Source organism: Pseudomonas sp. F01002 (genome assembly GCF_004402115.1).
Lineage (GTDB): Bacteria > Pseudomonadota > Gammaproteobacteria > Pseudomonadales > Pseudomonadaceae > Aquipseudomonas > Aquipseudomonas frigoris.
The window spans coordinates 104,949-128,761 of the sequence record NZ_SOPU01000030.1 but is presented as its reverse complement, the minus strand read 5'-3'; the positions used below and the strand labels follow the sequence as shown (position 1 = coordinate 128,761).

The following is a 23,813-nucleotide window of genomic DNA, read 5'->3' as shown; positions in this document are numbered from 1 at the left end:
ATGACGTCCGGACTCTTTATTCCTGAACTCGGCCATTTGGCCATGATTCTGGCGCTGTGTTTCGCGCTGGTTCAGGCCATCGTGCCGTTGCTCGGTGCCTGGCGCGGTGACCGCTTGTGGATGAGCCTCGCCCAACCGGCCGCCTGGGGGCAATTTGCGTTTCTGCTGTTCGCCTTCGGTTGCCTGACTTACGCCTTCATGGCCGACGATTTCTCTGTCGCCTACGTCGCCAGCAACTCCAACAGCGCCTTGCCGTGGTACTACAAGTTCAGTGCGGTGTGGGGCGCTCACGAAGGGTCGTTGCTGCTCTGGGCCCTGATCCTCGGCGGCTGGACCTTCGCGGTGTCGGTGTTCTCCCGACAATTGCCGCAAGTGATGCTGGCTCGCGTTCTGGCAGTGATGGGCATGATCAGCACGGGTTTCCTGCTGTTCCTGATCCTCACGTCCAACCCGTTTGCACGGATCCTGCCGCAGATTCCTGCGGACGGTCGTGATCTCAACCCACTGCTGCAAGACATCGGCCTGATCGTTCATCCGCCGATGCTGTACATGGGCTATGTCGGTTTCTCCGTGGCCTTCGCTTTCGCCATCGCTGCACTGCTGGGCGGTCGTCTTGATGCGGCGTGGGCTCGCTGGTCCCGTCCGTGGACCATCGTCGCCTGGGCCTTCCTCGGTATCGGCATCACCCTCGGTTCATGGTGGGCGTACTACGAACTCGGCTGGGGCGGCTGGTGGTTCTGGGATCCGGTGGAAAACGCCTCCTTCATGCCATGGCTGGTGGGTACGGCGCTGATTCACTCCTTGGCGGTCACGGAAAAACGTGGCGTGTTCAAGAGCTGGACCGTGTTGCTGGCCATCGCTGCCTTCTCGTTGAGCTTGCTGGGGACCTTCCTCGTACGTTCCGGCGTGCTGACCTCGGTGCACGCCTTTGCGTCCGACCCTGAACGCGGCGTGTTCATCCTGATCTTCTTGCTGTTCGTGGTCGGTGGTTCGCTGACGCTGTTTGCCCTGCGCGCTCCCGTGGTGAAAAGCCACGTCGGCTTCAACCTCTGGTCCCGGGAAACCCTGCTACTGGGTAACAACCTGGTGCTGGTGGTGGCGGCGTCGATGATTCTGCTCGGCACGTTGTATCCGCTGATTCTCGATGCGATGACCGGCGCCAAGCTGTCGGTCGGCCCGCCGTACTTCAACGCACTGTTCATCCCGTTGATGGCCTTGCTGATGATGGTGATGGCGGTCGGCATGCTGGTGCGCTGGAAAGACACCCCGGTCAAATGGCTGTTGAGCATGCTGACCCCGGTGTTGCTCGGCAGCGCCGCGCTGGCGGTGGTGGCTGGCGTCGCTTACGGCGATTTCAACTGGGCGGTGATTGCGACGTTCATGCTCGCGGCCTGGGTGTTGCTGGCCGGTGTGCGTGACATCTTCGACAAGACTCGCCACAAAGGCCTGATCAAAGGTCTGCCGACCCTCACCCGCAGTTATTGGGGCATGCAGGTCGCTCACCTCGGCATCGCCGTGTGTGCCCTCGGCGTCGTGCTGTCGAGCCAGAACAGTGCCGAGCGCGATTTGCGTCTGGCGCCGGGCGAGTCCATGGACCTGGCCGGTTACCACTTCGTGTTCGAAGGCGCCAAGCACTTCGAAGGTCCGAACTTTACGTCTGACAAGGGCACCGTACGGGTGATCCGCGACGGCAAGGAAGTCAGCGTGCTGCACCCGGAAAAACGCCTCTACACCGTGCAGAACTCGGTGATGACCGAAGCCGGGATCGACGCCGGTTTCACCCGCGACCTCTACGTCGCACTCGGCGAACCGTTGGGCGACGGCGCTTGGGCCGTTCGCGTCCACGTCAAACCGTTCGTGCGTTGGATCTGGTTCGGTGGGCTGCTCACTGGTTTGGGCGGGTTGCTGGCGGCACTGGATCGCCGTTACCGGGTCAAGGTAAAAAGCCGTGTGCGTGAAGCACTGGGCATGACGGGAGCCACGGCATGAGACGTTGGTTGATGCTGTTGCCACTGGTGATTTTTCTGGTGGTGGCTGTTTTCCTTTATCGCGGGCTCTATCTGGACCCGGCCGAGCTGCCTTCGGCGATGATCAACAAGCCGTTCCCGGAGTTTTCCCTGCCGGCCGTGCAGGGCGACAAGACCCTGACCAAGGCCGACATTCTGGGTAAACCGGCACTGGTCAACGTCTGGGGCACCTGGTGCATTTCCTGCCGGGTCGAGCACCCGGTGCTGAATAAACTGGCCGAGAAGGGCGTGGTGATCTACGGCATCAACTACAAGGACGTCAACGCTGACGCCTTGAAGTGGCTGGTGGAATTCCACAATCCGTACCAGTTGGACATCCGTGACGACGCAGGCACATTGGGTCTGAACCTGGGTGTGTATGGCGCTCCGGAAACCTTCTTCATCGACGCCAAGGGCATCATCCGCGACAAGTTCGTTGGTGTGATCGATGAACAGGTCTGGCGCGAAAAACTGGCGGCCAAGTATCAGGCGCTGGTCGATGAGGCCAAGCCATGAAGCGCTGGATAGCTGCCGCAGTATTGGGTTTGAGCATGGCCGGCGTGGCGCACGCGGCCATCGACACGTATGAGTTCGCCAAAGAAGGCGACCGTGAGCGTTTCCGCGAGCTGACCAAAGAGCTGCGCTGCCCCAAGTGCCAGAATCAGGACATTGCCGATTCCAACGCACCGATCGCCGCCGACCTGCGCAAAGAGATTTTCCGCATGCTCGGCGAGGGCAAGGACAATCAGCAGATCATCGACTTCATGGTCGACCGCTACGGTGATTTCGTCCGCTACAAACCCGCTCTGAACGCCAAGACTGCTTTGCTCTGGTTCGGCCCTGCCGGCCTGCTGCTGGGCGGTTTTGTGATCATCGCCGTGATCGTCCGCCGTCGTCGCGTGCAACGCGCTGACACCAAGGATGAGCTCTCTGCCGAGGAGCGTGAGCGCCTCGACCACCTGTTGGATAAAACCAAGAATGATTGATTTCTGGCTCGCTGCAGGTCTGCTACTTCTGGTTGCCCTGAGTTTTCTGTTGATTCCCGTTCTGCGTGGTCGTCGCGCCCAGCTTGAAGAGGATCGTACGGCCCTGAACGTCGCGCTGTATCAGGAGCGTGTGGCCGAGTTGCAGACTCAGCAGGAAGAGGGCGTTCTCGACGCCGCGCAAATGGACACCGGTCGCGCCGAAGCCTCCCGTGAGTTGCTCGCCGACACTGAAGGCGTCGAGGCGCCACGCGTGTCCCGCCTGGGCAAACCGTGGCCCTTGCTGGCGGCGATTCTGGTACCGGTGCTGGGTCTTGGCCTGTATCTGCATTTTGGGGCGAGCGACAAGGTCGAACTGACCCGTGAATTTTCCCAGGCGCCGCAGTCGATGGAAGAGATGACCCGTCGCCTGGAACGTGCGGTCTCGGCTCAGCCGGATTCGGCTGAAGGCCTGTATTTCCTCGGTCGCACGTACATGGCTCAGGATCGCCCTGGCGATGCGGCGAAGATCTTCGAACGCACGGTGAACCTGGCCGGTCGTCAGCCGGAGCTGTTGGGTCAATGGGCGCAGGCCCAGTACTTCGCCGACGGCAAGAAGTGGTCGGACAAGGTCCAGGCCCTGACTGACGAAGCGCTGAAAGCCGATCCGAAAGAAGTCACCAGCCTTGGCTTGCTCGGTATTGCTGCCTTTGAAAGCCAGCGTTATCAGGACGCCATCGACTACTGGAATCGCCTGCTGGTGCAACTGCCACCGGAGGACAGTTCCCGCGCCGCGCTGCAAGGCGGCATCACTCGGGCCGCCGAGAAACTCGAAGCCAGCGGCGGCAAGGTGGCCCAGGCGCCCGCCGCCAAGATGGCGGCACTGCTCAAGGTGCGCGTGGATCTGGCACCAGAGCTCAAAGCCAAGGTTCAGCCGGGCGACAGCGTATTCATCTTCGCCCGCGCCACCGCAGGGCCTCCTGCGCCATTGGCCGCCAAGCGCCTGACCGTGGCCGACTTGCCGGCGACCGTCGAGCTGGGCGATGCCGACGCAATGATGCCGCAGTTGAAACTGTCGAACTTCCCTGAAGTCCAACTGGTTGCGCGCATCTCCCGCGCCGGCAAACCGACTGCCGGCGAATGGATTGGTCGCAGCCAGCCTCTGGCCAGCAGCACCACGACGCAGCAAACACTGACTATCGACAGCCCGGACAAATGACAGGAAACGCAACTATGACCGCCATCGCTCGTATCACCCTGCTCAGTATGGTTTTGGGGTTAAGCGCTTGCGTGGTCCAACCGCAGCAGCCTGAACGGCTGCCACCGATCCCGCCGTCGCAGCCGCGTCCGACGCCGTCCCCGTCACCGACACCGGGCAAGCCGAGCATTCCGGCCAAGCCCGCCAAACCGCTGCCACGCACCTCCGCGAGCTTCGCGCCGCCACCGGGTGGCAACAGCCATTGGGATGCCAAGCTCGGCGTGTACGTACTCGATGATCAGACCAACACCTTCTACCGCCAGCGCACGTACTATCGCTGGGACAACGGCTGGAGCCGGTCGATCAGTCCGAACGGGCCATGGGAAGAGACAGACATCCATGGTGTGCCGGGCGGGTTGGGGCGGCAATTCGGGCAGTAAACAGAAACGGCGATCCTTGGATCGCCGTTTTGCTTTTTGGAGTCTGAAAAGATCGCAGGCTTCGCCAGCTTCTACAGGATCGTTTACGACAAGGACCGGCGGGTGTATGCGGTAAAGGTAGGAGCTGGCGAAGCCTGCGATTTTTTGATCTTGATTGCGTAGCTCAAGGGCGCGGGGTACAGAACACACGCGTCATATACAGCGGTAAAAGAGGAGTGCCTCACTCGTATCCTGTCCTTAACGCTTGTGCTTGCTCGGCGAGAAGCGTCATTGCTTGCTCGCTGGCAGTGTCGCGCCGGTTTTTATAGTCCATCAAATCGGCAAAGCGCACACGTCGGTGCTTGCCGGTTTTGTGGTAGGACAACTCGCCGGATTCCAGCAGTTTGATCAGGTGCGGGCGTGAGACGTTAAGCAGGTCGGCGGCTTCCTGGGTGGTCAATTCGGCGTGAACTGGGACCACTTTGACAGCGTTGCCCGTAGCAAGCTCTGCCAGGATGTCGACTAGAAGTCGGAGGGCCGAAGTGGGCAATTCGACGCTATGAGCTTCATTCTGTTCGTCGAAAATCTGGATGTGCTGAGTTTCGAATTGAGTGGCGAGATAGGCCGCCAAGGCGCGCTGCCCCTCGATGGCAGCTTGTACTTCGCGCTCCATAGGCAAGGTGATCGGCGGGTGGATGACAGGCGACATGGCGGTTTCCAATATTCTGAATAATCGAAGCTGGGAGGCTATTCGAATTAATCGAAAATCGTAATAAACGAAATAAACAAAATAATCGAAATATCAGACGTCTTTTGTCAGCAACCCCTGCACATACTCCACAAACGCCCGGGCCTTCGCACTGGCCATCCTGCCCGTAGGAAACACCGCCCAAAGATCCTGATTCGGCAGCGCCCACTCCGTCATAACCTCCCTCACCAAACCACTGGCCAGCTCTGGCGCAAACATCCATTGCGATGCCATGGTCAACCCTTGGTGAGCGAGTACCGCCTCACGTAAACCTTCGGCGGCGTTGACGCGGATTCGGCCGTTGATGATCACTGCCTGTTCTTCCGACGCCTTGCGGAACTGCCAATTAGCACCCCCACCCAAGGTGTAGACGACTGCTTGATGTGTGCTCAGATCGGCAGGGCAGGTGGGGTCGCCATGTTTTTCGAAGTAGGCGGGCGTGCCCAGCACCATGCGCCGACACTCGGCGATCTTGCGGGCGGTGAGGCCGGAGTCGCTCAAGGCGCCCATGCGCAGGGCGATGTCAACGCCTTCTTCCACCAGATTGACGTTGCGATCGTCCAGCATCAAATCGATGTTCAGGTCCGGGTTCTGATCGAGGAAAGGCCCGAGGTGCGGAACGATGTGCAGCCGGCCGAAGGTCACGGCGGCACAGATGCGCAGGTTGCCGCTCAGGCCGCTGGCGGCACCGCGAGCGGCATTGTCAGCCTCATCGGCTTCTTCGATGGCGCGCTTGGAGCGCTCGAAAAACGCCAGGCCCGCCTCGGTCGGCGTCAGACCTCGGGTCGAACGCAACAGCAGCCTGACCGCAAGGCGCGCTTCCAATTGCGCGATGGCTTTCGAGACGGCGGGCTGGCCGATGTTCAGGCGCCGGGCGGCGGCGGAAAACGAACCGGTTTCCACCACGTAGACGAAGGTTTCCATTGCGCCGAGGCGGTCCATCTCAGGTCCTTGTGCAAGTCTGAATAATGTTGAGATCCCCTGTGGGAGCGAGCTTGCTCGCGAAAGCGGACTGTCAGCCTCAACAATGTTGGATGTGCCGCCCCTTTCGCGAGCAAGCTCGCTCCCACAGGGGTTGGTGTTGTTGGTTAAAACGCGGCTTTACCTATCGAGGACCCGCCGTCGACAAACAGAGTTTGCCCGGTGATAAACCCGCTCTGCTCGGACAACAAAAACGCAATCGCCGCAGCGATCTCCTGCGGTTGCCCCAGCCGACCCATCGGCACGCCGGCCAGATACCGCGCCTCACCTTCGCTGCCCGGCGGATTGTTGGCGCGAAACAGTTCGGTTTCAGTTGGCCCCGGGGCCACGGCGTTCACTGTTACGCCGGTTTGCGCCAGTTCCAGCGCCCAGGATCGTGTGAAGCTGATCAGCGCCGCTTTGGCCGCCGCATAGGCGGTGCGCTGCGTAATACCCAGCACAGTCAGGCTGGAAATGTTCACCACCCGACCCCAGGCCTTGGCGCGCATGTTCGGCAGCAGTGCCTGAGTAGCCTGCAACGCCGAATGCAGGTTGACGCGCATCACGTCGTCGAAAGTATCAAGGTCGATTTCCCCCAGCACCTGCGGGCGCACCAGACCGACGTTATTCACCAGCCCGTCGAACTCATAAGTCCTGGCCAGATCCGCCAGCACTTCCTGAGTCAGTGCCCTGTCGCTCAGATCCAGCGGAAACAGGATGCCGGGAAAGCTCAGGTCGGGCGATCGGGCGATTCCGACCACCCGATGACCCGCGCGGTCCAGGTGCTCGGCGACCGCACGGCCGATGCCTTTGCTGGCACCGGTGATGAGAAAGGTACGTCGGGTCATTGCACACTCCTTGAAAGAACATGCCGCGGGTCAGGCGGCATTTGATCGGTTCAGCCGCGAATCGCATCCAGCATCGCGTCAGGCTCAGGACGCTGAGTGTAATCCGGGTTGACCTCGGCGTAACGAACCAGGCTGAGCCAAAGTATTCATTCCTGGGAAGAATGCCGCCGCCCGCAATCACACTCTGTAAAACAACCGAGCGTCGCGTTCCGGATTTTTGTGCTTGAGTAAAGATAACTCTAGGGTTACTTTTGTTTGGGCCTGAGCAAGGAGGCGAGTGGTGCAGAGCAGGCTATTGATCAAGGAGTTGGAGGAGGCCGGCTGGATACTGGATCGGATTGCCGGCAGTCATCACCTCTTCAAACACCGATACAACCCGTACACGATACCCGTCCCTCATCCGAAAAAGGATTTGCCGATCGGGACGGTCAAAAGCATCAGGAGGCGAGCCGGGTTGTATTGCCCGGGAGCCAGTTACGCAGGAGATCCATAATGCAATATCCAATCTGTATCGAGTGGGGCGACGAGAACACCGCCATCGGTATTCAGATCCCCGATATTCCAGGCGCCGTAACGGCCGGGGATACGTTTGAAGATGCCTACAACGCGGCGGTCGAGATTGCTCACATCATGCTTCAGGAGATTGCGGCTGACGGGGAGTCAATTCCCATGCCTACATCTGCTGCCGCCCACCGTGGCAATCCGGACTTTGCCGACATGGGCTGGGGAATGCTGGAGCTGGACATCGCGCCGTACATGGGCAAAACCGAGAAGGTCAATGTGACGCTGCCCGGCTATGTGATCCAGCGTATCGATCGTTATGTGCGTGAGCACAATGTCAAAAGCCGCTCTTCATTTCTGGCAGATGCGGCGATGGAGAAGTTGGTTCGGCACTGAATGGTGTCAGTCACACAGCAATTGCAGATCAACCTCGCTCCCGTAGGAGCGAGCGGTGCGGCGGTCCGACTTGCCCGCGATGCTTTTAAAGCTTCACGCCGTCGCCAACGAACGCTTCTCCGAAACACTCAAAAACCGTAATAACGCCAACAGCGGAAACGCGCTACCCACCATCACGATCCACAACCAGCCGCCGTGTTCATACACAGCACTGGCCACCGAAGAACCAAATGCGCCGCCGATGAAGATGCTGGTCATGTACAGCGCATTCAGGCGACTGCGGCTTTTGGCGTCGAGGGCGTAGACCGCGCGTTGGCCGAGGACCATGTTCATCTGCACGCAGAAGTCGAGCACCACGCCGGTGACGGCGAGGCCGATAACGCTGTAGACCGGATGGATGAACGCGGGCAGGAAGCTCAGGCTGGCGAACAGCAGGGCCAGCAGTGAAGCAATGCGAGTGTGGCCGGCATCGGCCAGTCGACCGGCAATGGGGGCGGCGATGGCGCCAATGGCCCCGACCAGGGCGAAGATCGCGATCTGGGTTTGCGACAGGCCATGATTGCGCGCCAGTTCCAGCGGCACGGCGGTCCAGAACAGGCTGAACGTGGCGAACATGCACCCCTGATAAAACGCGCGCTGACGCAACACCGGTTGTTGACGCAACAGGGTCCACAGAGAGCCCAGCAACTGACCATAAGAAGCGCTGTGATCAGGCTGACGCTTGGGAATCGTCAGCGCCAGCACGATGCTGATCGCCGCCATCAACACCGCCGCAATCACAAACATCGCGCGCCAGCCGAAGTGGTCAGCCACCACGCTGGACACCGGTCGCGCCAACAGAATCCCCAGCAGCAAACCGCCCATGATCCCGCCGACCACACGCCCACGAGACTCTTCCGGTGCCAGATGCGCGGCCAGCGGAATCAGGATTTGCACCGACACCGAACTGAAACCTACCAGCAGCGAGATCAGCAAAAACACGTTTGGCTGATCGGTGAACGCAGCGCCCAGCAGGCTGGCAATCGCCACCACGGTCGTGATGATCATCAAGCGGCGGTTTTCCAGCAAATCACCCAGCGGCACCAGGAAAAACAGCCCCAGTGCATAACCGATCTGGGTCAGCGAAACGATCAGGCTGGCCATGGTGCTGGTCAGGCCGATGTCCGGCGCGATCAGGCCGATGATCGGTTGGGCGTAGTAAATGTTGGCAACGATGGCGCCGCAGCAGAAGGCGAATAGCAGCACCATGCCTCGGGTCATTGTCGCGGTGCCCTGGGGCACTTGGGTCGCTGGGTTCATAACGGGTCTCGCTGAGCAAAAGAGAATGCGTGCAGGCTAAAGGGCTATCGGAATGGGCAGAAGAGGGCTTGGAGTGATAGCAATCATTCCGTTGCGGAATGAGTGGCGGACGTGTGTGATGTCCGTCGATGAACCTTGCGTCAAAACAGTGAGGTCCGATGATACATTCACTTACATCCTGTTCGATAGCGTGCTTATGTTCTCTCCTCACGTTTCATAACCGGAAGGCACTTCCATGAATGCGATGTTTCGTCACGTGGTTCGCGGCGCTTCAGTTGTTACTTTGATCGGCTTGTTCACGGCAGGTCTCGCCCAGGCTGCTGACGCGCCAGGCATGCGCATCGGGGTTCGCGGCGAGATCACCGGGGTCAGCCCCGACGTGCTGAAAGTCCACGTCAACAGTGGTGAAAACGTGGTGATCAACCTGACCAAGGACACCAAAGTCCGCGCCGTCACCCTGGCCAATTTCGAAGACATCAAACCCGGCAGCTACATCGGCTCGGCTGCCATTCCGCAAGAAGACGGCCCCCTCAAGGCGCTGGAAGTCCATGTCTTCCCACCGGAGCTGGCTGGTAGCGGTGATGGACATCGGCCGTTCGATCTGGCCAAGGGCAGCAGCATGACCAATGGCAGCGTGGGCGATCTGGTGGTCAGCAACGGCCGGGTTTTGACCGTCAACTACAAGGGCGGGCAACAGAAGATTCTGGTGCCGGAGGATGTGCCGATCGTCAATCTGATGCCGGGGGATCGCAGCCTGCTGAAGGTGGGGGTGAAGATCGTGACGTTTGTGACCCAGAGTGCAGACGGGACGCTCACCGCCCAATCCATCTCGGCCGGCAAGGATGGTGTTACACCGCCGATGTAATGGCTGGTGATAACCCCTGTGGGAGCGGGCTTGCTCGCGAAAGCGGTGTGACAGTCAACATCTATGCTGAAGGTTATGACCTCTTCGCGAGCAAGCTCGCTCCCACAGGGGATCTTCATTGGATACAAGTCTTGTGTCTAACCGCGGCCACAAAAAAGGCGACCTTCTCAGGTCGCCTTTTTCATTGGACTCAGGAATTACTGACCGCTGTAGATCTGATCAAAGATCCCGCCATCATTGAAGTGGGTCTTCTGCACAGTTCGCCAGTCACCAAAGGTCTTCTCTACCGACAGGAAATCCACTTTCGGGAAACGATCGGTGTACTTGGCCAACACCGCCGGATCACGCGGACGCAGGTAGTTCGCCGCCGCAATTTCCTGACCTTCCGGCGACCACAGGTACTTCAGGTATTCCTCGGCCGCAGCGCGGGTGCCTTTCTTGTCGACGGTTTTGTCGACCACCGACACTGGCGGCTCGGCTTCGGCGGAAACACTTGGGTAGATCACTTCGAACTGATCACGACCAAACTCACGGGCAATCATTTCCGCTTCGTTTTCGAAGGTCACCAGCACATCACCAATCTGGTTGGTCATGAAGGTCGTAGTGGCGGCGCGGCCACCGGTATCCAGCACCGGCGCTTGTTTGAACAGCTTGCCGACGAAGTCTTTGGCTTTACTTTCGTCGCCACCGTTTTTCAGCACATAACCCCAGGCCGAGAGGTAGGTGTAGCGGCCGTTACCCGACGTTTTCGGGTTTGGCACGATCACCTGTACGCCGTCCTTGAGCAGGTCGGGCCAGTCTTTCAGGGCTTTCGGGTTGCCTTTGCGGACGATGAATACGGTGGCTGAGGTGAATGGCGCGCTGTTGTTCGGCAGGCGGGTGACCCAGTTGTCCGGGACCAGTTTGCCGTTGTCCGCCAGGGCGTTGATGTCGGTAGCCATGTTCATGGTGATGACGTCAGCCGGCAGGCCATCGATCACCGAGCGCGCCTGTTTGCTGGAGCCACCAAAGGACATCTGCAGGGTGATGTTTTCGTTGTGCTCGGCTTGCCAGTGTTTCTGGAAGGCAGTGTTGTAGTCCTTGTAGAAATCACGCATCACGTCGTAGGAAACGTTAAGAAGGGTCGGTGCGGCCTGAGCCATGCTGGTCAGTGCCAGGCCAGCGGCCAGAAGTGAGGCGCCAAAGAGTTTTTTCACTGCGCAGTCCTTGTTCTTTGTAGGAGCTGCCGCAGGCTGCGATCTTTTGATGTTGATTCTTCAAGATCAAAAGATCGCAGCCTGCGGCAACTCCTACGGGTTAGTTGTCAGTTATCTAAGAGATGTTGCCACCGTTTTGCCAGCGACTATAACGGGGCTCGCATAGTCCTTTAAAGATTAAAAAGTACTTTGCTTATTCCATTTTCTTAAACAACGCATTCCCGCATCGGGAGCAGAACGCCGCCCCATGCTCGTGGTTGTTTTTCTTGCACACAGGGCAGTCATGTTGCAGTTGTTCGCCGCGCATCGCGCTGGCCAGTTCGGCGGTAAAAATCCCCGTAGGTACGGCGATGATCGAGTAACCGGTGATCATCACCAGCGACGAAATCACCTGACCCAGCGGCGTTTTAGGCACGATGTCGCCGAAGCCCACGGTGGTCAGCGTGACGATAGCCCAATAGATGCCTTTGGGAATGCTGGTGAAGCCGTGCTCCGGGCCTTCGATCACGTACATCAGCGTACCGAACACCGTCACCAAGGTGCAGACGCTGACCAGAAACACCACGATCTTCTGCTTGCTGCCGCGCAATGCGGACATCAGATAGTTGGCTTGCTTCAGATACGGGCTGAGCTTGAGCACGCGGAAAATCCGCAGCATCCGAATGATCCGGATGATCAGCAGGTACTGCGCATCGGCGTAGTACAACGCAAGAACGCCGGGCACGATCGCCAGCAAATCCACCAGCCCATAAAAGCTGAACGCATAGCGCAACGGCTTGGGCGAGCAGTACAGCCGCAGGCCGTATTCGATGGCGAAGATGACGGTGAAGCCCCACTCGATGTACGCCAGCACGTTGGCGTAGTTCTGGTGAACCGCATCGATGCTGTCGAGCATCACGATCACAATGCTGGCGAGGATGATCAACAGCAGGGTGCCGTCGAAGCGCCGCCCAGCCACGGTGTCGCTCTGGAAAATCATGACGTAGAGGCGTTGGCGCCAGTTGTTGTTGCATTCCATAAGGTCTTGCCCAAGCCGAAAATCAGAGAAGCGTGGGTGATTGACGAGGATTGCGCAAGCAGGACGCCGGGTACGCCATGTTCAGCCGGTTCTAGTCGTTCATGGCTTAAGAAATTGATTACCTCGTCGATATATCGACTTCCCACAGAACAAGAACCTTTGTCTCGATGTGCTGCCCGGATTTCAGGCGATGGGTTTCAAAACCACACGGAAGCGATATGGATAGTAAGTTTTTCAAGAAAAGCCTATTGGCAATGGTTGTCAGCACTTCGACCGCTCAGGCATTTGCCAGCGAGTACGACCTGAGTCAGGGTTTCAAGGACTGGACTGGTCAAACCCTTAGTGAAACCTTGACCCTGACCGGGCAACGAACCCGCCAGAGCAACACGGACAAAACGGGTGTCGCGTTCTTCCAGAACACTGTCGCGGGCTCACTCATTAACCGGGGCGACTTCACTTTCGACGCTCAAGGCGCGACGGTGACCGGGATCGGACTGGATGCCGGTTTCCATGGCTTGAACTCTATCGGCAGCAACATCCAGGGTGACTTCATCAATGCCGGCAAGCTTTCTCTTTCCAACGTGAACAACGCTGAGGGAATCGAGATCGGCAATACCACTATCACCGGCAATGTCATCAACGCCGGTACTGTCTCCATCACTCAGGCATCGGGAGCCAATATCTATGGCGAGCCTGAGGGTATCTACTTGCATGGGACCACTATTGGCGGCGATCTGATCAACAGTGGTGTTGTCGATGTGCAGGGTAACTATGCCATGGGGTTGATTCTGGATTCCCATTACGGGCATCCCGTGAGCATCGCCGGCAGGCTTCTCAACTCAGGGACGATTCGTGCCACGGGTCAGGGCGCGTCTGCTTTTCACGTAGAAACCCAAACCAGTGCGTTGAGGATCGAGAACAGCGGCTCGATCATAAGCGCTGGCAAGAACTCCTCGGCTATCGAGTTTTTGGATGGTTCAGTCGGTTATTTGCTCAACACCGGGACTATTGAGGCATCGGGTGAAGACGCCGTGGGCATCAAGCTCGGCGGTGCCACTTTCACGCAGAATGCTGTGTCTGGCGCTCGGGGCATTATCAACTCCGGCAATATCACTGCAGACGGTGTTGCGATCCAGGTCGATGCAGGCCAGACATCAGCGTTCGAGATCAACCAGCAAGGTGGCGAAATTCGCAGCAATCATGCGGCGGCCATCGATGGCGCAGGGTTGGCGCACCTGAACTGGACCGGCGGTGCGATCAAGGGCGATCTGCTCAATCTCAACGGGGTAAATGTTGCTGGTCAGGCCAATTACACCGGTAGCAAAATCGACAGTACGGTTTCCGTCGTTTCGGGCTCTCTGAACCTTCAGAACCAGGGGGCCGAAATTACCGGTGACCTGAACGTCGGTACCAACAGTGGTATCGATATGTTGCTTTCGGACCGCGTCACACCTGGTACGCCTTATTTGACGGTGGACGGCAAGGCCACCTTCGCTCAGTCCTCGAAAGTGACGCTGAATGCCAAACAAGGTGATTTCACACCGACCGCTGCCGGCACTCAATACACCCTGGTCAAGGCCAGCAGCCTGCAGAACAACGGGTTGAGCGTTATCAGTTCGTCCTCGTTGTTAAACGTCGCCAGCTATACAACCGATGCCCAGACGGTCAATGCGCTGGTCACACTGAAAAGTGACAGTCAGGTGGATGAAGAGCAGGGGAGCATCGGTACTTCCAGAAGCACCCGCGAGATTCTCAATCGCTTCAAGAATGGCCCGCTGGGACAATTGAACAGTGATGATGCGGTCTTCAAAGCCTTTGCCAACGCCTCCTCTCAAAAGGAACTTGCAAAGCTCGGTGAGCAACTGGCTCCGGAAGTCAGCGGTGGGGCGGTCAATGCGGCTGTGTCGGGTCAGGCGATGATGAATGGAGCGATCAGCAACCGCGTGTCCGGTCTGCGCTCGGGGCTCTCATCAGGGGATTCGCTGGCAGATACTGGCGTATGGATTCAAGGTTTGAGTAGCAATCAGGATCAGGACAGCCGTGATGCAGTTGCCGGTTACTCGGCCAACAGCAGCGGTGTTGCTGTCGGGGCGGATGGCAAGCTGAATGCCAATTCCACCGTGGGCTTGGCCTATTCGTATCTGAACACCAACGTCACCTCCGATACCGGAAATAAAACCGATGTACAGGGCAACGCGTTGACGCTGTACGGTAGCTGGGATCTGCGCAACTGGTTTGTCGATGGCAGCCTCAGTTACGGGCGCAATGACAATGACAGCAAACGTTATGTCGCCGACAGCGTGGCCAAGGCCAGCTACAACAGTGACGCATGGGCACTAAGCGTCTTGAGCGGTTATACCTTCAAACTCACCGACCAATTGATTATCGAACCGCGTGTCGCCGCACGTTATACCAATATTCAGCTGGACAGTTTTAATGAGCATGGTTCTTCGGCCGCCCTGCACTCCGATGCCCAGCGCTTCGAAATTGGCGAGCTGGGTGCCGGGTTGCGAATGGCCGCTGACGTGCCATTGCGCAATGGCACCCTTACACCTGAAGCGAGCATGATGGCTTACCATGACTTCATCGGTGACCAGATCAATCAGACCTCCAGTTTCACCTTGGGGGGCTCGCCTTTCATTGTCGCGGGAGCCAGTCCGGTGCGTGATAGTTATGAAGGTCGCGTAGGGGCGAAGTATCAAATTGATGCTCTAACCTTGGGGACCCATTACAGCTATCAAGCGAAGACCGGTTTTAACGCCGACACCTTTACCCTTGAAGCGCGCTACGCTTTTTGATCGACTGGATTGCAACGGTTCGCGCTGGCGGACCGTTGCGTCTGATCAACAGATTAAAACCATGTTTAAAGCACTGGCCGCCATCGGCTTCGCGCTCCTCGGGCTCAGCGGATGCGCGGGTAAAGTCGATTTGCAGGCGGTCAGCCAAGGCTCTTCGCTTACTCCTGGCACGCTCGATAGTTCACCTTACACACTCATGGCCTTGCTACCGCCACCAGGGGGCTACAAGCATCTACGTGTTTACATCGAAGGCGATGGTCGGGCGTGGGCGACACGGTCTCAACCGAGTATCGATCCGACCCCTCGCGTTTCCTTGATGGCGAGATTGGCCGCTGGAGATCGGGGCCCCAGCGCCTATCTGGCGCGCCCTTGTCAGTTCGTGACATCACCGGGTTGCAACACTGATTTGTGGACTTCCGGTCGTTTCAATTCATTGGTCATAGAGACCATGAACGCGGCCCTTGATCGTCTGAAAAGTCGCTTTGCAGTGGAGCAGTTCGAACTGGTCGGATACTCGGGCGGCGCGGCGATTGCCTTGATCCTTGCGGGTTCTCGTAACGACGTGACTCAGGTGCAAACGATTGCCGGGAATCTCGACCCTGTAGAGTGGGCGAAGCTGATGCAGCTCGCGCCATTCTCGAAGCCGGTGACACCTCTGGAGTTTCGCGACAAGTTGCGTGCGCTCCCGCAACGTCATTTCATCGGTTTGAATGACAAGGTCGTGCCGCCTCAAATGCTCCAGGTCTACACCACGCAGCTACAGGGCAAATGCCTGGAAGTCGTCGAAACCCTCGCCACCCACGATCAGGGATACGATGAAAGTTGGGGCTCGCGGGCGGATCTGCCATTGGCTTGCGAGACTGACCCATTGCGCTGAATGCAGATTCAGCCCTTTCAGGCGCCACCCTTGGTTTGGCGCTCAATAGCGCAAGGCGCACTGTCGACAGCGGTCTGGCGCAGCACCCGAATGCCGGCACGGATCAGCCAGCAAGCGAGGATAAACGGAGCGGTCAGCGTAGGCAGACCGATGGCGGTAAACACCGGCGTCAGCAACAGCGCTGATGCAATACCGACCAGTGGCAGCCAAGGCTTCTGGCGCTGCGAGCTGAAGGCGAGGGCGGCGAGTACGGCGTTATAGCCACCGAGGCCGATCAATGCGGTATAGAAGTCGTGATGCAGCATGCTCCAGCCCATGCCCGCGACAGACGCCAACAACGCCCAGCAGAATGCGCGGCGATCAGCGATCAGCAAACCCAGGGCAATCATCGCTCCGGCCAGCGGATGAGCGAGGAACATCACCTGGCCGAGGCCTTTCAGTGGTGCGGCGAGCATGTTCAGCGTATTCATTTCGATCAAGTGCGCATTTGTCGACGGCGTGGCGAAGCACAGCAGCAACCAGCCCAGCCCCACGAAGGGCGCCGTATAGGCAGGCAGGTATTGGCTGACCCGAACGCGTTTGAGCCACTGTTGAGTGAACATCGCGCTCAGGCCGCCCGCGGCAATGATCAGCGGCGGCAACATCGCTGACCAGGGGAAGTAGAGGCTCAGCAACAAGCCGAGCAAGACACCGTTGTAACTGAACAGCCCGGCCTGACGATCGGCCTTGGCATAACCGCGTCGTTGCGCGGTGAGCAGCCCGGCGACACCGCCCAGCAGTGCACCGCCGAGCAGGGTGGGCGCGGTGAAAAGAATGGCCAGCAGGCACAGCAGACCGCACAGCGGGTTGCGCTGGAGGAAGATCTGGCTGAATCCGTTGAGCAGGGCAGTCGCCCAGTCGGGGCAGTGGGTGTTGAAGTGGTTGGCAGGCATTTTCAAGTCTGTGGTGTTTCAGTTAAACCGTGTCGCCTGCTTCGCGAGCAGGCCAGCTCCCACACTGAATCTCTGTTCAGTATTAGATTTGTGATCAACACACATAACCAATGTGGGAGCGGGCTTGCTCGCGAAGAGGCCGGTACAGACGCTAAATCAACGTCTCGATACGCAGTGAGTTAGTCGACCCAGGCTGCCCAAACGGCACACCCGCCGTGATCAACAACGTGTCGCCACGCTTGGCCATTCCCTGCGCCTGGGCAATCTCCAGCGCCGTCGAGCACACTTCATCCACCTGCCGCAGCCGATCATTGACCACCGAGTGCACACCCCACGCCACCGTCAACCGGCGAGCGGTCTGCAGGTTCGGCGTCAGGTTGAGGATCGGCACCGTCGGCCGTTCCCGCGCCGCACGCAAACTCGACGTGCCGGACTCGCTGTAATTCACCAGTACCGCCACCGGCAGCACATTGCTGATACGGCGAATCGCGCAGCTGATGGCATCGGAAACAGTCGCCTCAGCCTTAGGCCGGCTGACGTCGAGTTGCGCCTGATAATCCGGACCATTTTCCACCTGGCGGATGATTTTGCTCATCATCTGCACGGCTTCCAGCGGGTACTCGCCGGACGCGGTTTCTGCCGACAACATCACCGCATCCGCACCTTCGGCCACGGCATTGGCGACATCGGTCACCTCGGCACGGGTCGGGGCAGGGGAGAAGCGCATCGACTCGAGCATCTGGGTCGCCACCACCACCGGTTTGCCGAGCTGACGGCAGATGCTGATGATGTTTTTCTGAATCTGCGGGACGCTTTCGGCCGGCACTTCCACGCCCAGGTCACCGCGAGCAACCATGATCGCATCGCTCAACTCAGCGATCTCGCGCAGTTGCGTCACCGCCGATGGCTTCTCGATCTTGGCCATCAAAAACGCTTTGTCGCCGATCAGTTCACGCGCCTCGCGAATGTCTTCCGGACGCTGCACAAACGACAGCGCGACCCAGTCCACACCCAGCTCCAGACCGAAGCTCAAATCGCGACGATCCTTGGCGGTCAGCGGGCTCAGTTCCAGCACCGCTTGCGGCACGTTCACACCTTTGCGGTCCGACAGCTCGCCACCATTCAGCACCGTGGTGTCGATGGCGTCGGAGTACTTTGTCACCACGCGAAGACGCAGCTTGCCATCGTCCAGCAGCAGGTCCATGCCCGGTTCGAGCGCCTCGATGATTTCCGGGTGAGGCAAGTTGACCCGGCGTTCATCGCCCGGCGTCGGATCAAGATCCAGACGCAGCGCCTGACCGCGATGCAGTTGCACCTTGCCCTCGGCGAACTTGCCGACCCGCAATTTCGGGCCTTGCAGGTCCATCAGAATGCCCAGCGGATAATTCAGCTGGCGCTCGACTTCACGAATCCACTGATAGCGCTGAGCGTGGTCGGCGTGATCGCCGTGGCTGAAGTTCAGGCGAAAGATGTTGACCCCGGCTTGCACCAGCTCACGGATGTCGTCGATCCCGTTGGTGGCAGGGCCGAGGGTGGCGAGGATTTTGACCTTTTTATCAGGCGTCATTTTTTGTGCTCTCGAGAATCAGGATGGCGCGGAAGTCGTTGACGTTGGTGCGGGTCGGCTCGGTGACGATCAGTGCGTCCAGCGCCTCGAAATAGCCGTAGCCATTGTTGTTGTCCAACTCGTCGCTGGCGCTCAGGCCGAGGGCGGCGGCGCGGGCGTAGCTGTCCGGGGTCATGATCGCGCCGGCGTTGTCTTCGGAGCCATCGATGCCATCGGTGTCGCCGGCCAGCGCGTAGACGCCGGGCAGGCCTTTGAGGCTGTCGGTCAGGCTCAGCAGGAATTCGGCGTTGCGTCCGCCACGGCCATTGCCGCGTACGGTGACCGTGGTTTCACCGCCCGAGAGGATCACGCAGGGCGCTGCCAACGGCTGACCGTGCAGCACGACCTGACGGGCGATGCCGGCGTGAACCTTGGCCACTTCGCGGGACTCGCCTTCCAGGTCGCCGAGTATCAGCGGACTGAAACCGGCCTGACGTGCTTTCACCGCAGCGGCTTCAAGCGACTGTTGTGGACGAGCGATCAGCTGGAAGTGACTGCGCTCAAGGCTCGGGTCGCCGGGTTTGACCGTCTCTGATTCCGGGCTCTGTAGCCAGTTGCGCACCGAGGCAGGAACATCGATGGCGTAACGCTTGAGGATCGCCAGGGCTTCGGCGGAGGTACTCGGGTCGGCCACGGTGGGGCCGGAGGCGATGACCGTGGCGAGGTCGCCCGGTACATCGGAAATCGCGTAGGTATAAACAGTGGCAGGCCAGCAGGCTTTGCCGAGTCGGCCGCCCTTGATCGCCGAGAGGTGCTTGCGTACGCAATTCATCTCGCCAATTGTGGCGCCGGATTTGAGCAGGGCTTTGTTGATCGACTGCTTGTCGGCCAGGGTGATGCCGGCCGCGGGCAACGCCAGCAGGGCAGAGCCACCGCCCGAGAGCAGGAAGATCACACGGTCGTCTTCGGTCAGGTTGCTGACCAGTTCCAACACGCGTTTGGCGACCGCCAGACCGGCAGCGTCAGGCACCGGGTGAGCGGCTTCGACCACTTCGATTTTTTCACACGGTGCGCCGTGACCGTAACGCGTCACCACTAAACCTGATACTTCACCCTGCCAGCAACGCTCCACCACTTGGGCCATGGCCGCGGCGGCTTTGCCGGCGCCGATGACGATCACCCGACCACTGCGGTCTTTGGGCAAATGGGCTTCGAGGACTTGCTGCGGATGGGCCGCGTCGATGGCTGTGGCAAACAGCTCGCGCAGGAATTGTTGCGGATTGACCGACATGGCGGGCTCCCGGGAATTTCTTGTTATTGGAGGAAAGCAGCCTGCGGCAACTCTGGAAGGTTCACCCCTTTTAGGTGGGATGAACCGGATCCTGTAGGAGCTGCCGCAGGCTGCGATCTTTTTGCGGATAACTCGGTGAACGGTCGGGCGTAAAGATCAAAAGATCGCAGCCTTCGGCAGCTCCTACTTGCGAATCGAGAAATTCGCCATGTGTTCCAGGCCCTTGATCAGCGCCGAGTGGTCCCAGTTGCTGCCACCGATGGCCGCGCAGGTGCTGAACACTTGCTGGGTGTTGGCGGTGTTCGGCAGGTTGATGCCCAACTCGCGCGCGCCGGCCAGGGCCAGGTTCAGGTCCTTCTGGTGCAGGCTGATGCGGAAGCCTGGGTCGAAGGTACCTTTGATCATGCGCTCGCCGTGCACTTCGAGGATCTTCGAGGATGCGAAACCGCCCATCAGTGCTTCACGGACCTTGGCGGGATCGGCACCGTTTTTCGAAGCAAACAGCAGGGCTTCGGCCACGGCCTGGATGTTCAGCGCCACGATGATCTGGTTCGCCACTTTGGCGGTTTGACCGTCGCCGTTGCCGCCCACCAGGGTGATGTTCTTGCCCATCGCCTGGAACAGTGGCAGAACGCGTTCGAAGGCATCGGCATCGCCGCCGACCATGATGCTCAGGGTCGCGGCCTTGGCACCGACTTCACCGCCGGACACTGGCGCGTCGAGGTACTGAGCGCCTTTTTCGTTGATTTTGGCAGCGAAGGCTTTGGTGGCGGTTGGCGAGATCGAGCTCATGTCGATCACGACTTTGCCTTTGCCAACACCGGCCGCAATACCGTCGGCGCGGAACAGCACGTCATCGACCTGCGGGGTATCCGGCACCATGACGATGATGAATTCGGCTTCTTGCGCGACTTCTTTCGGGTTCGCCAGGGCGACGGCGCCACCAGCAATCAGGTCAGCAGGCGCAGGGTCGTGGTGCGCCGACAGGAACAGGCTGTGACCGGCTTTCTGCAGGTTCAACGCCATTGGGTGGCCCATGATGCCGGTGCCGATAAATCCGATTTTAGCCATGAGAAATTCCTCTTTTTTTATGTGGCCCCCTGTAGGAGCTGCCGAAGGCTGCGATCTTTTGATCTTGATCTTGATCTTGAAAGGCAAAGTCAAAAGATCGCAGCCTTCGGCAGCTCCTACAGGGATGTCATGTTCGGTTAGATTGCGTTATGGGTTTTCAACCAGCCCAAACCCGCTTCAGTGGTAGTCAGCGGCTTGTATTCGCAACCGACCCAACCCTGATAACCAATGCGGTCCAGGTGTTCGAACAGGAAGCGGTAGTTGATTTCACCGGTGCCCGGTTCATTACGCCCTGGGTTGTCGGCCAACTGGATGTGGTTGATCTCGCCCAGGTGCGCGGCGATGGTGCGGGCGAGGTCGCCCTCCATGATTTGCATGTGGTAGATGTCGTATTGCAGGAACAGGTTGGCGCTGCCGACCTGTTCGCGAATCGACAGGGCTTGCGCCGTGTTGTTCAGGTAGAAACCCGGGATGTCGCGGGTGTTGATCGCTTCCATCACCAGTTTGATGCCCGCCGCTTGCAGCTTGTCGGCGGCGTACTTGAGGTTGGCGACGAAGGTTTTTTCCACGGTGGCATCGTCGATGCCTTGTGGACGAATACCAGCCAGGCAGTTGACCTGGGTGTTGCCCAACACTTTGGCGTAAGCAATTGCCAGATCGACACCGGCGCGGAACTCTTCAACCCGGTCCGGCAGGCACGCGATACCGCGTTCGCCCTTGGCCCAGTCACCGGCCGGCAGGTTGAACAGCACCTGGGTCAAGCCATTGGCATCGAGCTTGGCTTTGATCTCGGCGGAGCTGAAGTCGTAAGGGAACAGGTATTCGACACCACTGAAGCCGGCCTTGGCGGCAGCTTCAAAACGGGCAAGAAAATGCTGCTCGGTGAACAGCATGGACAGGTTGGCTGCGAAACGCGGCATGGTGGTCTCCCGTATGAATGTGGTGGGCGTTCCCGGATCCCTGTGGGAGAGCGAGCTTGCTCGCGATAGCGGAGTGCCATTCAGCATCCATGTTGACTGACACACCGCTATCGCGAGCAAGCTCGCTCCCACAGGATGTGGGAACGATCCTACAAGTTAATCGAGCAACGAAATTGCGGTTGGCGCATCGTTGCCGACCAGCGCCAGGTCTTCGAACTCGTTGACGGCGTTGATCTCGGTGCCCATGGAAATGTTGGTCACACGCTCCAGAATAATCTCGACGATCACCGGCACCCTGAACTCTTCAATCATTTCCTGAGCCTTACGCAGGGCAGGCTGGATCTGACCCGGTTCGAACACACGCAGCGCCTTGCAGCCGAGGCCTTCAGCAACCGCGACGTGGTCGACACCGTAACCGTTGAGTTCCGGGGCGTTCAGGTTGTCGAAGGCCAGCTGTACGCAGTAATCCATGTCGAAACCGCGCTGAGCCTGACGAATCAGCCCCAAATACGAGTTGTTGACCACCACGTGGATGTACGGCAGCTTGAACTGCGCGCCCACCGCCAACTCTTCGATCATGAACTGGAAGTCATAGTCGCCCGACAGCGCCACGACCTTGCGGGTCGGATCAGCCTTGACCACGCCCAGCGCTGCCGGAATGGTCCAACCCAATGGACCTGCCTGACCGCAGTTGATCCAATGACGCGGTTTGTAGACGTGCAGGAACTGCGCGCCGGCAATCTGCGACAGACCGATGGTGCTGACGTAGCACGTGTCTTTGCCGAACACCTGGTTCATCTCTTCGTAAACGCGCTGCGGCTTGACCGGCACGTTGTCGAAGTGAGTCTTGCGCTGCAGGCTGGACTTGCGCTGCTGGCAGTCTTGCAGCCAGGCACTGCGGTTTTTCAGCTTGCCGGCGGCTTGCCATTCACGAGCGACTTCGATGAACACGGTCAGCGCGGCAGCGGCGTCGGAAACGATGCCCAGGTCCGGGGTGAACACGCGGCCGATCTGGGTCGGTTCGATGTCAACGTGAATGAACTTGCGGCCTTCGGTGTAAACGTCGATTGAACCGGTGTGACGGTTGGCCCAGCGGTTACCGACACCCAGCACCAGGTCGGATTTGAGCATCGTGGCGTTGCCGTAACGGTGCGAGGTTTGCAGACCGACCATGCCGACCATCAACGGGTGATCGTCCGGAATGGTGCCCCAGCCCATCAGGGTCGGGACCACCGGAATACCGGTCAACTCGGCGAATTCCACCAGCAACTCGCTGGCGTCGGCATTGATGATGCCGCCACCGGCTACCAGCAACGGACGCTCGGCCTGATCGAGCATGGCCAGGGCCTTCTCGATTTGCACGCGGTTAGCGGTTGGCTTGGCCAGCGGCAGTGGTTCGTAGGCGTCGATGTCGAATTCGATTTCAGCCATCTGCACGTCGAACGGCAGATCGATCAGCACCGGGCCTGGACGGCCGGAGCGCATTTCGTAGAAGGCTTTCTGGAAAGCGTAAGGCACCTGGCCCGGTTCCATGACGGTGGTTGCCCACTTGGTCACTGGCTTGACGATCGAGGTGATGTCGACAGCCTGGAAGTCTTCCTTGTGCATACGGGCGCGGGGTGCCTGGCCGGTAATGCAAAGAATCGGGATCGAGTCGGCCGAGGCACTGTAGAGCCCGGTGACCATGTCGGTACCGGCAGGTCCCGAAGTGCCGATGCACACGCCAATGTTGCCGGCCTTAGTGCGGGTGTAACCCTCGGCCATGTGCGAGGCGCCTTCAACGTGGCGAGCGAGGACGTGATCGATGCCACCGACCTTCTGCAAGGCGGAGTACAGCGGGTTGATCGCGGCGCCCGGGATGCCAAAAGCGGTATCAACCCCTTCACGGCGCATCACCAGAACGGCGGCTTCGATTGCTCTCATTTTGCTCATGGTTTTGGTGCCTCTTACGTTTTGTAATTG

Annotated in this window: 22 protein-coding genes; 10 read left to right on the top strand and 12 right to left on the bottom strand. The window is 59.2% G+C overall.

The features are described 5' to 3' along the window. From E3W21_RS25205 to E3W21_RS25185, 5 genes are read left to right on the top strand one after another with little or no spacing between them, the layout of a single operon-like run. Window positions 1-1,989: a heme lyase CcmF/NrfE family subunit gene (locus E3W21_RS25205; protein ID WP_134422232.1), complete on the top strand. Its 1,989-nt coding sequence runs from the start codon at window positions 1-3 to the stop codon at window positions 1,987-1,989. Then, on the top strand, window positions 1,986-2,522 hold the full coding sequence (locus tag E3W21_RS25200; RefSeq protein ID WP_123364573.1) for a DsbE family thiol:disulfide interchange protein: 537 nt from the start codon (window positions 1,986-1,988) through the stop codon (window positions 2,520-2,522). The genes E3W21_RS25205 and E3W21_RS25200 overlap by 4 nt, the downstream gene beginning before the upstream one ends. Beyond that, a complete protein-coding gene (locus E3W21_RS25195) occupies window positions 2,519-2,992 on the top strand; it encodes a cytochrome c-type biogenesis protein (RefSeq protein WP_129442231.1) in 474 nt (157 codons plus the stop codon). The genes E3W21_RS25200 and E3W21_RS25195 overlap by 4 nt, the downstream gene beginning before the upstream one ends. Continuing rightward, window positions 2,985-4,187 (top strand): c-type cytochrome biogenesis protein CcmI, encoded by a 1,203-nt coding sequence (gene ccmI / locus E3W21_RS25190; RefSeq protein ID WP_134422231.1) that lies wholly within the window; start codon window positions 2,985-2,987, stop codon window positions 4,185-4,187. Before E3W21_RS25195 ends, ccmI begins: the two co-directional genes overlap by 8 nt. 14 nt (window positions 4,188-4,201) lie before the next feature. Then, window positions 4,202-4,606: a hypothetical protein gene (locus E3W21_RS25185; RefSeq protein WP_134422230.1), complete on the top strand. Its 405-nt coding sequence runs from the start codon at window positions 4,202-4,204 to the stop codon at window positions 4,604-4,606. A gap of 220 nt (window positions 4,607-4,826) precedes the next feature. On the opposite strand, the gene E3W21_RS25180 is transcribed toward E3W21_RS25185, so the two are convergent. From E3W21_RS25180 to E3W21_RS25170, 3 genes are all read right to left on the bottom strand, one after another. After that, window positions 4,827-5,294 carry a helix-turn-helix domain-containing protein gene (locus tag E3W21_RS25180; protein WP_129442237.1) on the bottom strand — a complete coding sequence of 156 codons (468 nt, stop codon included), beginning with the start codon at window positions 5,292-5,294 and terminating at the stop codon, window positions 4,827-4,829. A gap of 93 nt (window positions 5,295-5,387) precedes the next feature. Then, entirely contained in the window at window positions 5,388-6,275 is an 888-nt protein-coding gene (locus tag E3W21_RS25175) for a LysR family transcriptional regulator (RefSeq protein WP_134422229.1), read from the bottom strand. Window positions 6,276-6,421: 146 nt separating this feature from the next. Then, on the bottom strand, window positions 6,422-7,141 hold the full coding sequence (locus tag E3W21_RS25170) for an SDR family oxidoreductase (protein ID WP_046054308.1): 720 nt from the start codon (window positions 7,139-7,141) through the stop codon (window positions 6,422-6,424). A gap of 280 nt (window positions 7,142-7,421) precedes the next feature. Between E3W21_RS25170 and E3W21_RS25160 the strand changes: the two genes are divergently transcribed. Together E3W21_RS25160 and E3W21_RS25155 are read left to right on the top strand one after the other, a co-directional pair. After that, window positions 7,422-7,634: a type II toxin-antitoxin system HicA family toxin gene (locus E3W21_RS25160; RefSeq protein WP_129442243.1), complete on the top strand. Its 213-nt coding sequence runs from the start codon at window positions 7,422-7,424 to the stop codon at window positions 7,632-7,634. Further along, window positions 7,634-8,038, top strand: a complete 405-nt coding sequence (locus E3W21_RS25155) for a type II toxin-antitoxin system HicB family antitoxin (RefSeq protein ID WP_056742059.1) — start codon at window positions 7,634-7,636, stop codon at window positions 8,036-8,038. The genes E3W21_RS25160 and E3W21_RS25155 overlap by 1 nt, the downstream gene beginning before the upstream one ends. 93 nt (window positions 8,039-8,131) lie before the next feature. Here E3W21_RS25155 and E3W21_RS25150 read toward each other — a convergent pair whose 3' ends face one another. After that, a complete protein-coding gene (locus E3W21_RS25150) occupies window positions 8,132-9,337 on the bottom strand; it encodes an MFS transporter (RefSeq protein ID WP_134422228.1) in 1,206 nt (401 codons plus the stop codon). A 235-nt stretch (window positions 9,338-9,572) separates the two neighbouring features. Between E3W21_RS25150 and E3W21_RS25145 the strand changes: the two genes are divergently transcribed. Beyond that, window positions 9,573-10,202, top strand: coding sequence for a hypothetical protein (locus tag E3W21_RS25145; protein WP_178084149.1), 630 nt, complete (start codon window positions 9,573-9,575; stop codon window positions 10,200-10,202). A 197-nt stretch (window positions 10,203-10,399) separates the two neighbouring features. Here E3W21_RS25145 and E3W21_RS25135 read toward each other — a convergent pair whose 3' ends face one another. Continuing rightward, window positions 10,400-11,398, bottom strand: coding sequence for a sulfate ABC transporter substrate-binding protein (locus E3W21_RS25135; RefSeq protein ID WP_033056035.1), 999 nt, complete (start codon window positions 11,396-11,398; stop codon window positions 10,400-10,402). Window positions 11,399-11,591: 193 nt separating this feature from the next. After that, on the bottom strand, window positions 11,592-12,416 hold the full coding sequence (locus tag E3W21_RS25130; protein ID WP_129442247.1) for an ion transporter: 825 nt from the start codon (window positions 12,414-12,416) through the stop codon (window positions 11,592-11,594). Window positions 12,417-12,634: 218 nt separating this feature from the next. Between E3W21_RS25130 and E3W21_RS25125 the strand changes: the two genes are divergently transcribed. Together E3W21_RS25125 and E3W21_RS25120 are read left to right on the top strand one after the other, a co-directional pair. Then, on the top strand, window positions 12,635-15,214 hold the full coding sequence (locus E3W21_RS25125; protein WP_134422227.1) for an autotransporter outer membrane beta-barrel domain-containing protein: 2,580 nt from the start codon (window positions 12,635-12,637) through the stop codon (window positions 15,212-15,214). After that, window positions 15,192-16,091: an alpha/beta hydrolase gene (locus E3W21_RS25120; protein WP_256661650.1), complete on the top strand. Its 900-nt coding sequence runs from the start codon at window positions 15,192-15,194 to the stop codon at window positions 16,089-16,091. The genes E3W21_RS25125 and E3W21_RS25120 overlap by 23 nt, the downstream gene beginning before the upstream one ends. Window positions 16,092-16,108: 17 nt before the next feature. Here E3W21_RS25120 and E3W21_RS25115 read toward each other — a convergent pair whose 3' ends face one another. The 6 genes from E3W21_RS25115 to gcl form a co-directional block, all read right to left on the bottom strand. Then, window positions 16,109-17,023, bottom strand: coding sequence for an urea transporter (locus E3W21_RS25115; RefSeq protein WP_134422226.1), 915 nt, complete (start codon window positions 17,021-17,023; stop codon window positions 16,109-16,111). A 151-nt stretch (window positions 17,024-17,174) separates the two neighbouring features. Further along, a complete protein-coding gene (gene pyk / locus E3W21_RS25110) occupies window positions 17,175-18,590 on the bottom strand; it encodes a pyruvate kinase (protein WP_129442255.1) in 1,416 nt (471 codons plus the stop codon). Next, on the bottom strand, window positions 18,580-19,860 hold the full coding sequence (locus E3W21_RS25105; RefSeq protein ID WP_129442257.1) for a glycerate kinase: 1,281 nt from the start codon (window positions 19,858-19,860) through the stop codon (window positions 18,580-18,582). Before E3W21_RS25105 ends, pyk begins: the two co-directional genes overlap by 11 nt. A 183-nt stretch (window positions 19,861-20,043) precedes the next feature. Beyond that, window positions 20,044-20,931: a 2-hydroxy-3-oxopropionate reductase gene (locus E3W21_RS25100; protein WP_134422225.1), complete on the bottom strand. Its 888-nt coding sequence runs from the start codon at window positions 20,929-20,931 to the stop codon at window positions 20,044-20,046. 137 nt (window positions 20,932-21,068) lie between these two features. Continuing rightward, entirely contained in the window at window positions 21,069-21,851 is a 783-nt protein-coding gene (gene hyi, locus E3W21_RS25090; protein ID WP_134422223.1) for a hydroxypyruvate isomerase, read from the bottom strand. A gap of 156 nt (window positions 21,852-22,007) precedes the next feature. Beyond that, window positions 22,008-23,783: a glyoxylate carboligase gene (gcl, locus tag E3W21_RS25080; RefSeq protein ID WP_134422222.1), complete on the bottom strand. Its 1,776-nt coding sequence runs from the start codon at window positions 23,781-23,783 to the stop codon at window positions 22,008-22,010. Between the last annotated feature and the right edge of the window lie 30 nt (window positions 23,784-23,813).

Coding starts and splice junctions, on each gene's coding strand:
- E3W21_RS25205 (WP_134422232.1), top strand. CDS start 1: ATGACGTCCGGACTCTTTATTCCTGAACTCGGCCATTTGGCCATGATT.
- E3W21_RS25200 (WP_123364573.1), top strand. CDS start 1,986: ATGAGACGTTGGTTGATGCTGTTGCCACTGGTGATTTTTCTGGTGGTG.
- E3W21_RS25195 (WP_129442231.1), top strand. CDS start 2,519: ATGAAGCGCTGGATAGCTGCCGCAGTATTGGGTTTGAGCATGGCCGGC.
- ccmI (WP_134422231.1), top strand. CDS start 2,985: ATGATTGATTTCTGGCTCGCTGCAGGTCTGCTACTTCTGGTTGCCCTG.
- E3W21_RS25185 (WP_134422230.1), top strand. CDS start 4,202: ATGACCGCCATCGCTCGTATCACCCTGCTCAGTATGGTTTTGGGGTTA.
- E3W21_RS25180 (WP_129442237.1), bottom strand. CDS start 5,294: ATGTCGCCTGTCATCCACCCGCCGATCACCTTGCCTATGGAGCGCGAA.
- E3W21_RS25175 (WP_134422229.1), bottom strand. CDS start 6,275: ATGGACCGCCTCGGCGCAATGGAAACCTTCGTCTACGTGGTGGAAACC.
- E3W21_RS25170 (WP_046054308.1), bottom strand. CDS start 7,141: ATGACCCGACGTACCTTTCTCATCACCGGTGCCAGCAAAGGCATCGGC.
- E3W21_RS25155 (WP_056742059.1), top strand. CDS start 7,634: ATGCAATATCCAATCTGTATCGAGTGGGGCGACGAGAACACCGCCATC.
- E3W21_RS25150 (WP_134422228.1), bottom strand. CDS start 9,337: ATGAACCCAGCGACCCAAGTGCCCCAGGGCACCGCGACAATGACCCGA.
- E3W21_RS25145 (WP_178084149.1), top strand. CDS start 9,573: ATGAATGCGATGTTTCGTCACGTGGTTCGCGGCGCTTCAGTTGTTACT.
- E3W21_RS25130 (WP_129442247.1), bottom strand. CDS start 12,416: ATGGAATGCAACAACAACTGGCGCCAACGCCTCTACGTCATGATTTTC.
- E3W21_RS25125 (WP_134422227.1), top strand. CDS start 12,635: ATGGATAGTAAGTTTTTCAAGAAAAGCCTATTGGCAATGGTTGTCAGC.
- E3W21_RS25115 (WP_134422226.1), bottom strand. CDS start 17,023: ATGCCTGCCAACCACTTCAACACCCACTGCCCCGACTGGGCGACTGCC.
- pyk (WP_129442255.1), bottom strand. CDS start 18,590: ATGACGCCTGATAAAAAGGTCAAAATCCTCGCCACCCTCGGCCCTGCC.
- E3W21_RS25105 (WP_129442257.1), bottom strand. CDS start 19,860: ATGTCGGTCAATCCGCAACAATTCCTGCGCGAGCTGTTTGCCACAGCC.
- E3W21_RS25100 (WP_134422225.1), bottom strand. CDS start 20,931: ATGGCTAAAATCGGATTTATCGGCACCGGCATCATGGGCCACCCAATG.
- hyi (WP_134422223.1), bottom strand. CDS start 21,851: ATGCCGCGTTTCGCAGCCAACCTGTCCATGCTGTTCACCGAGCAGCAT.
- gcl (WP_134422222.1), bottom strand. CDS start 23,783: ATGAGCAAAATGAGAGCAATCGAAGCCGCCGTTCTGGTGATGCGCCGT.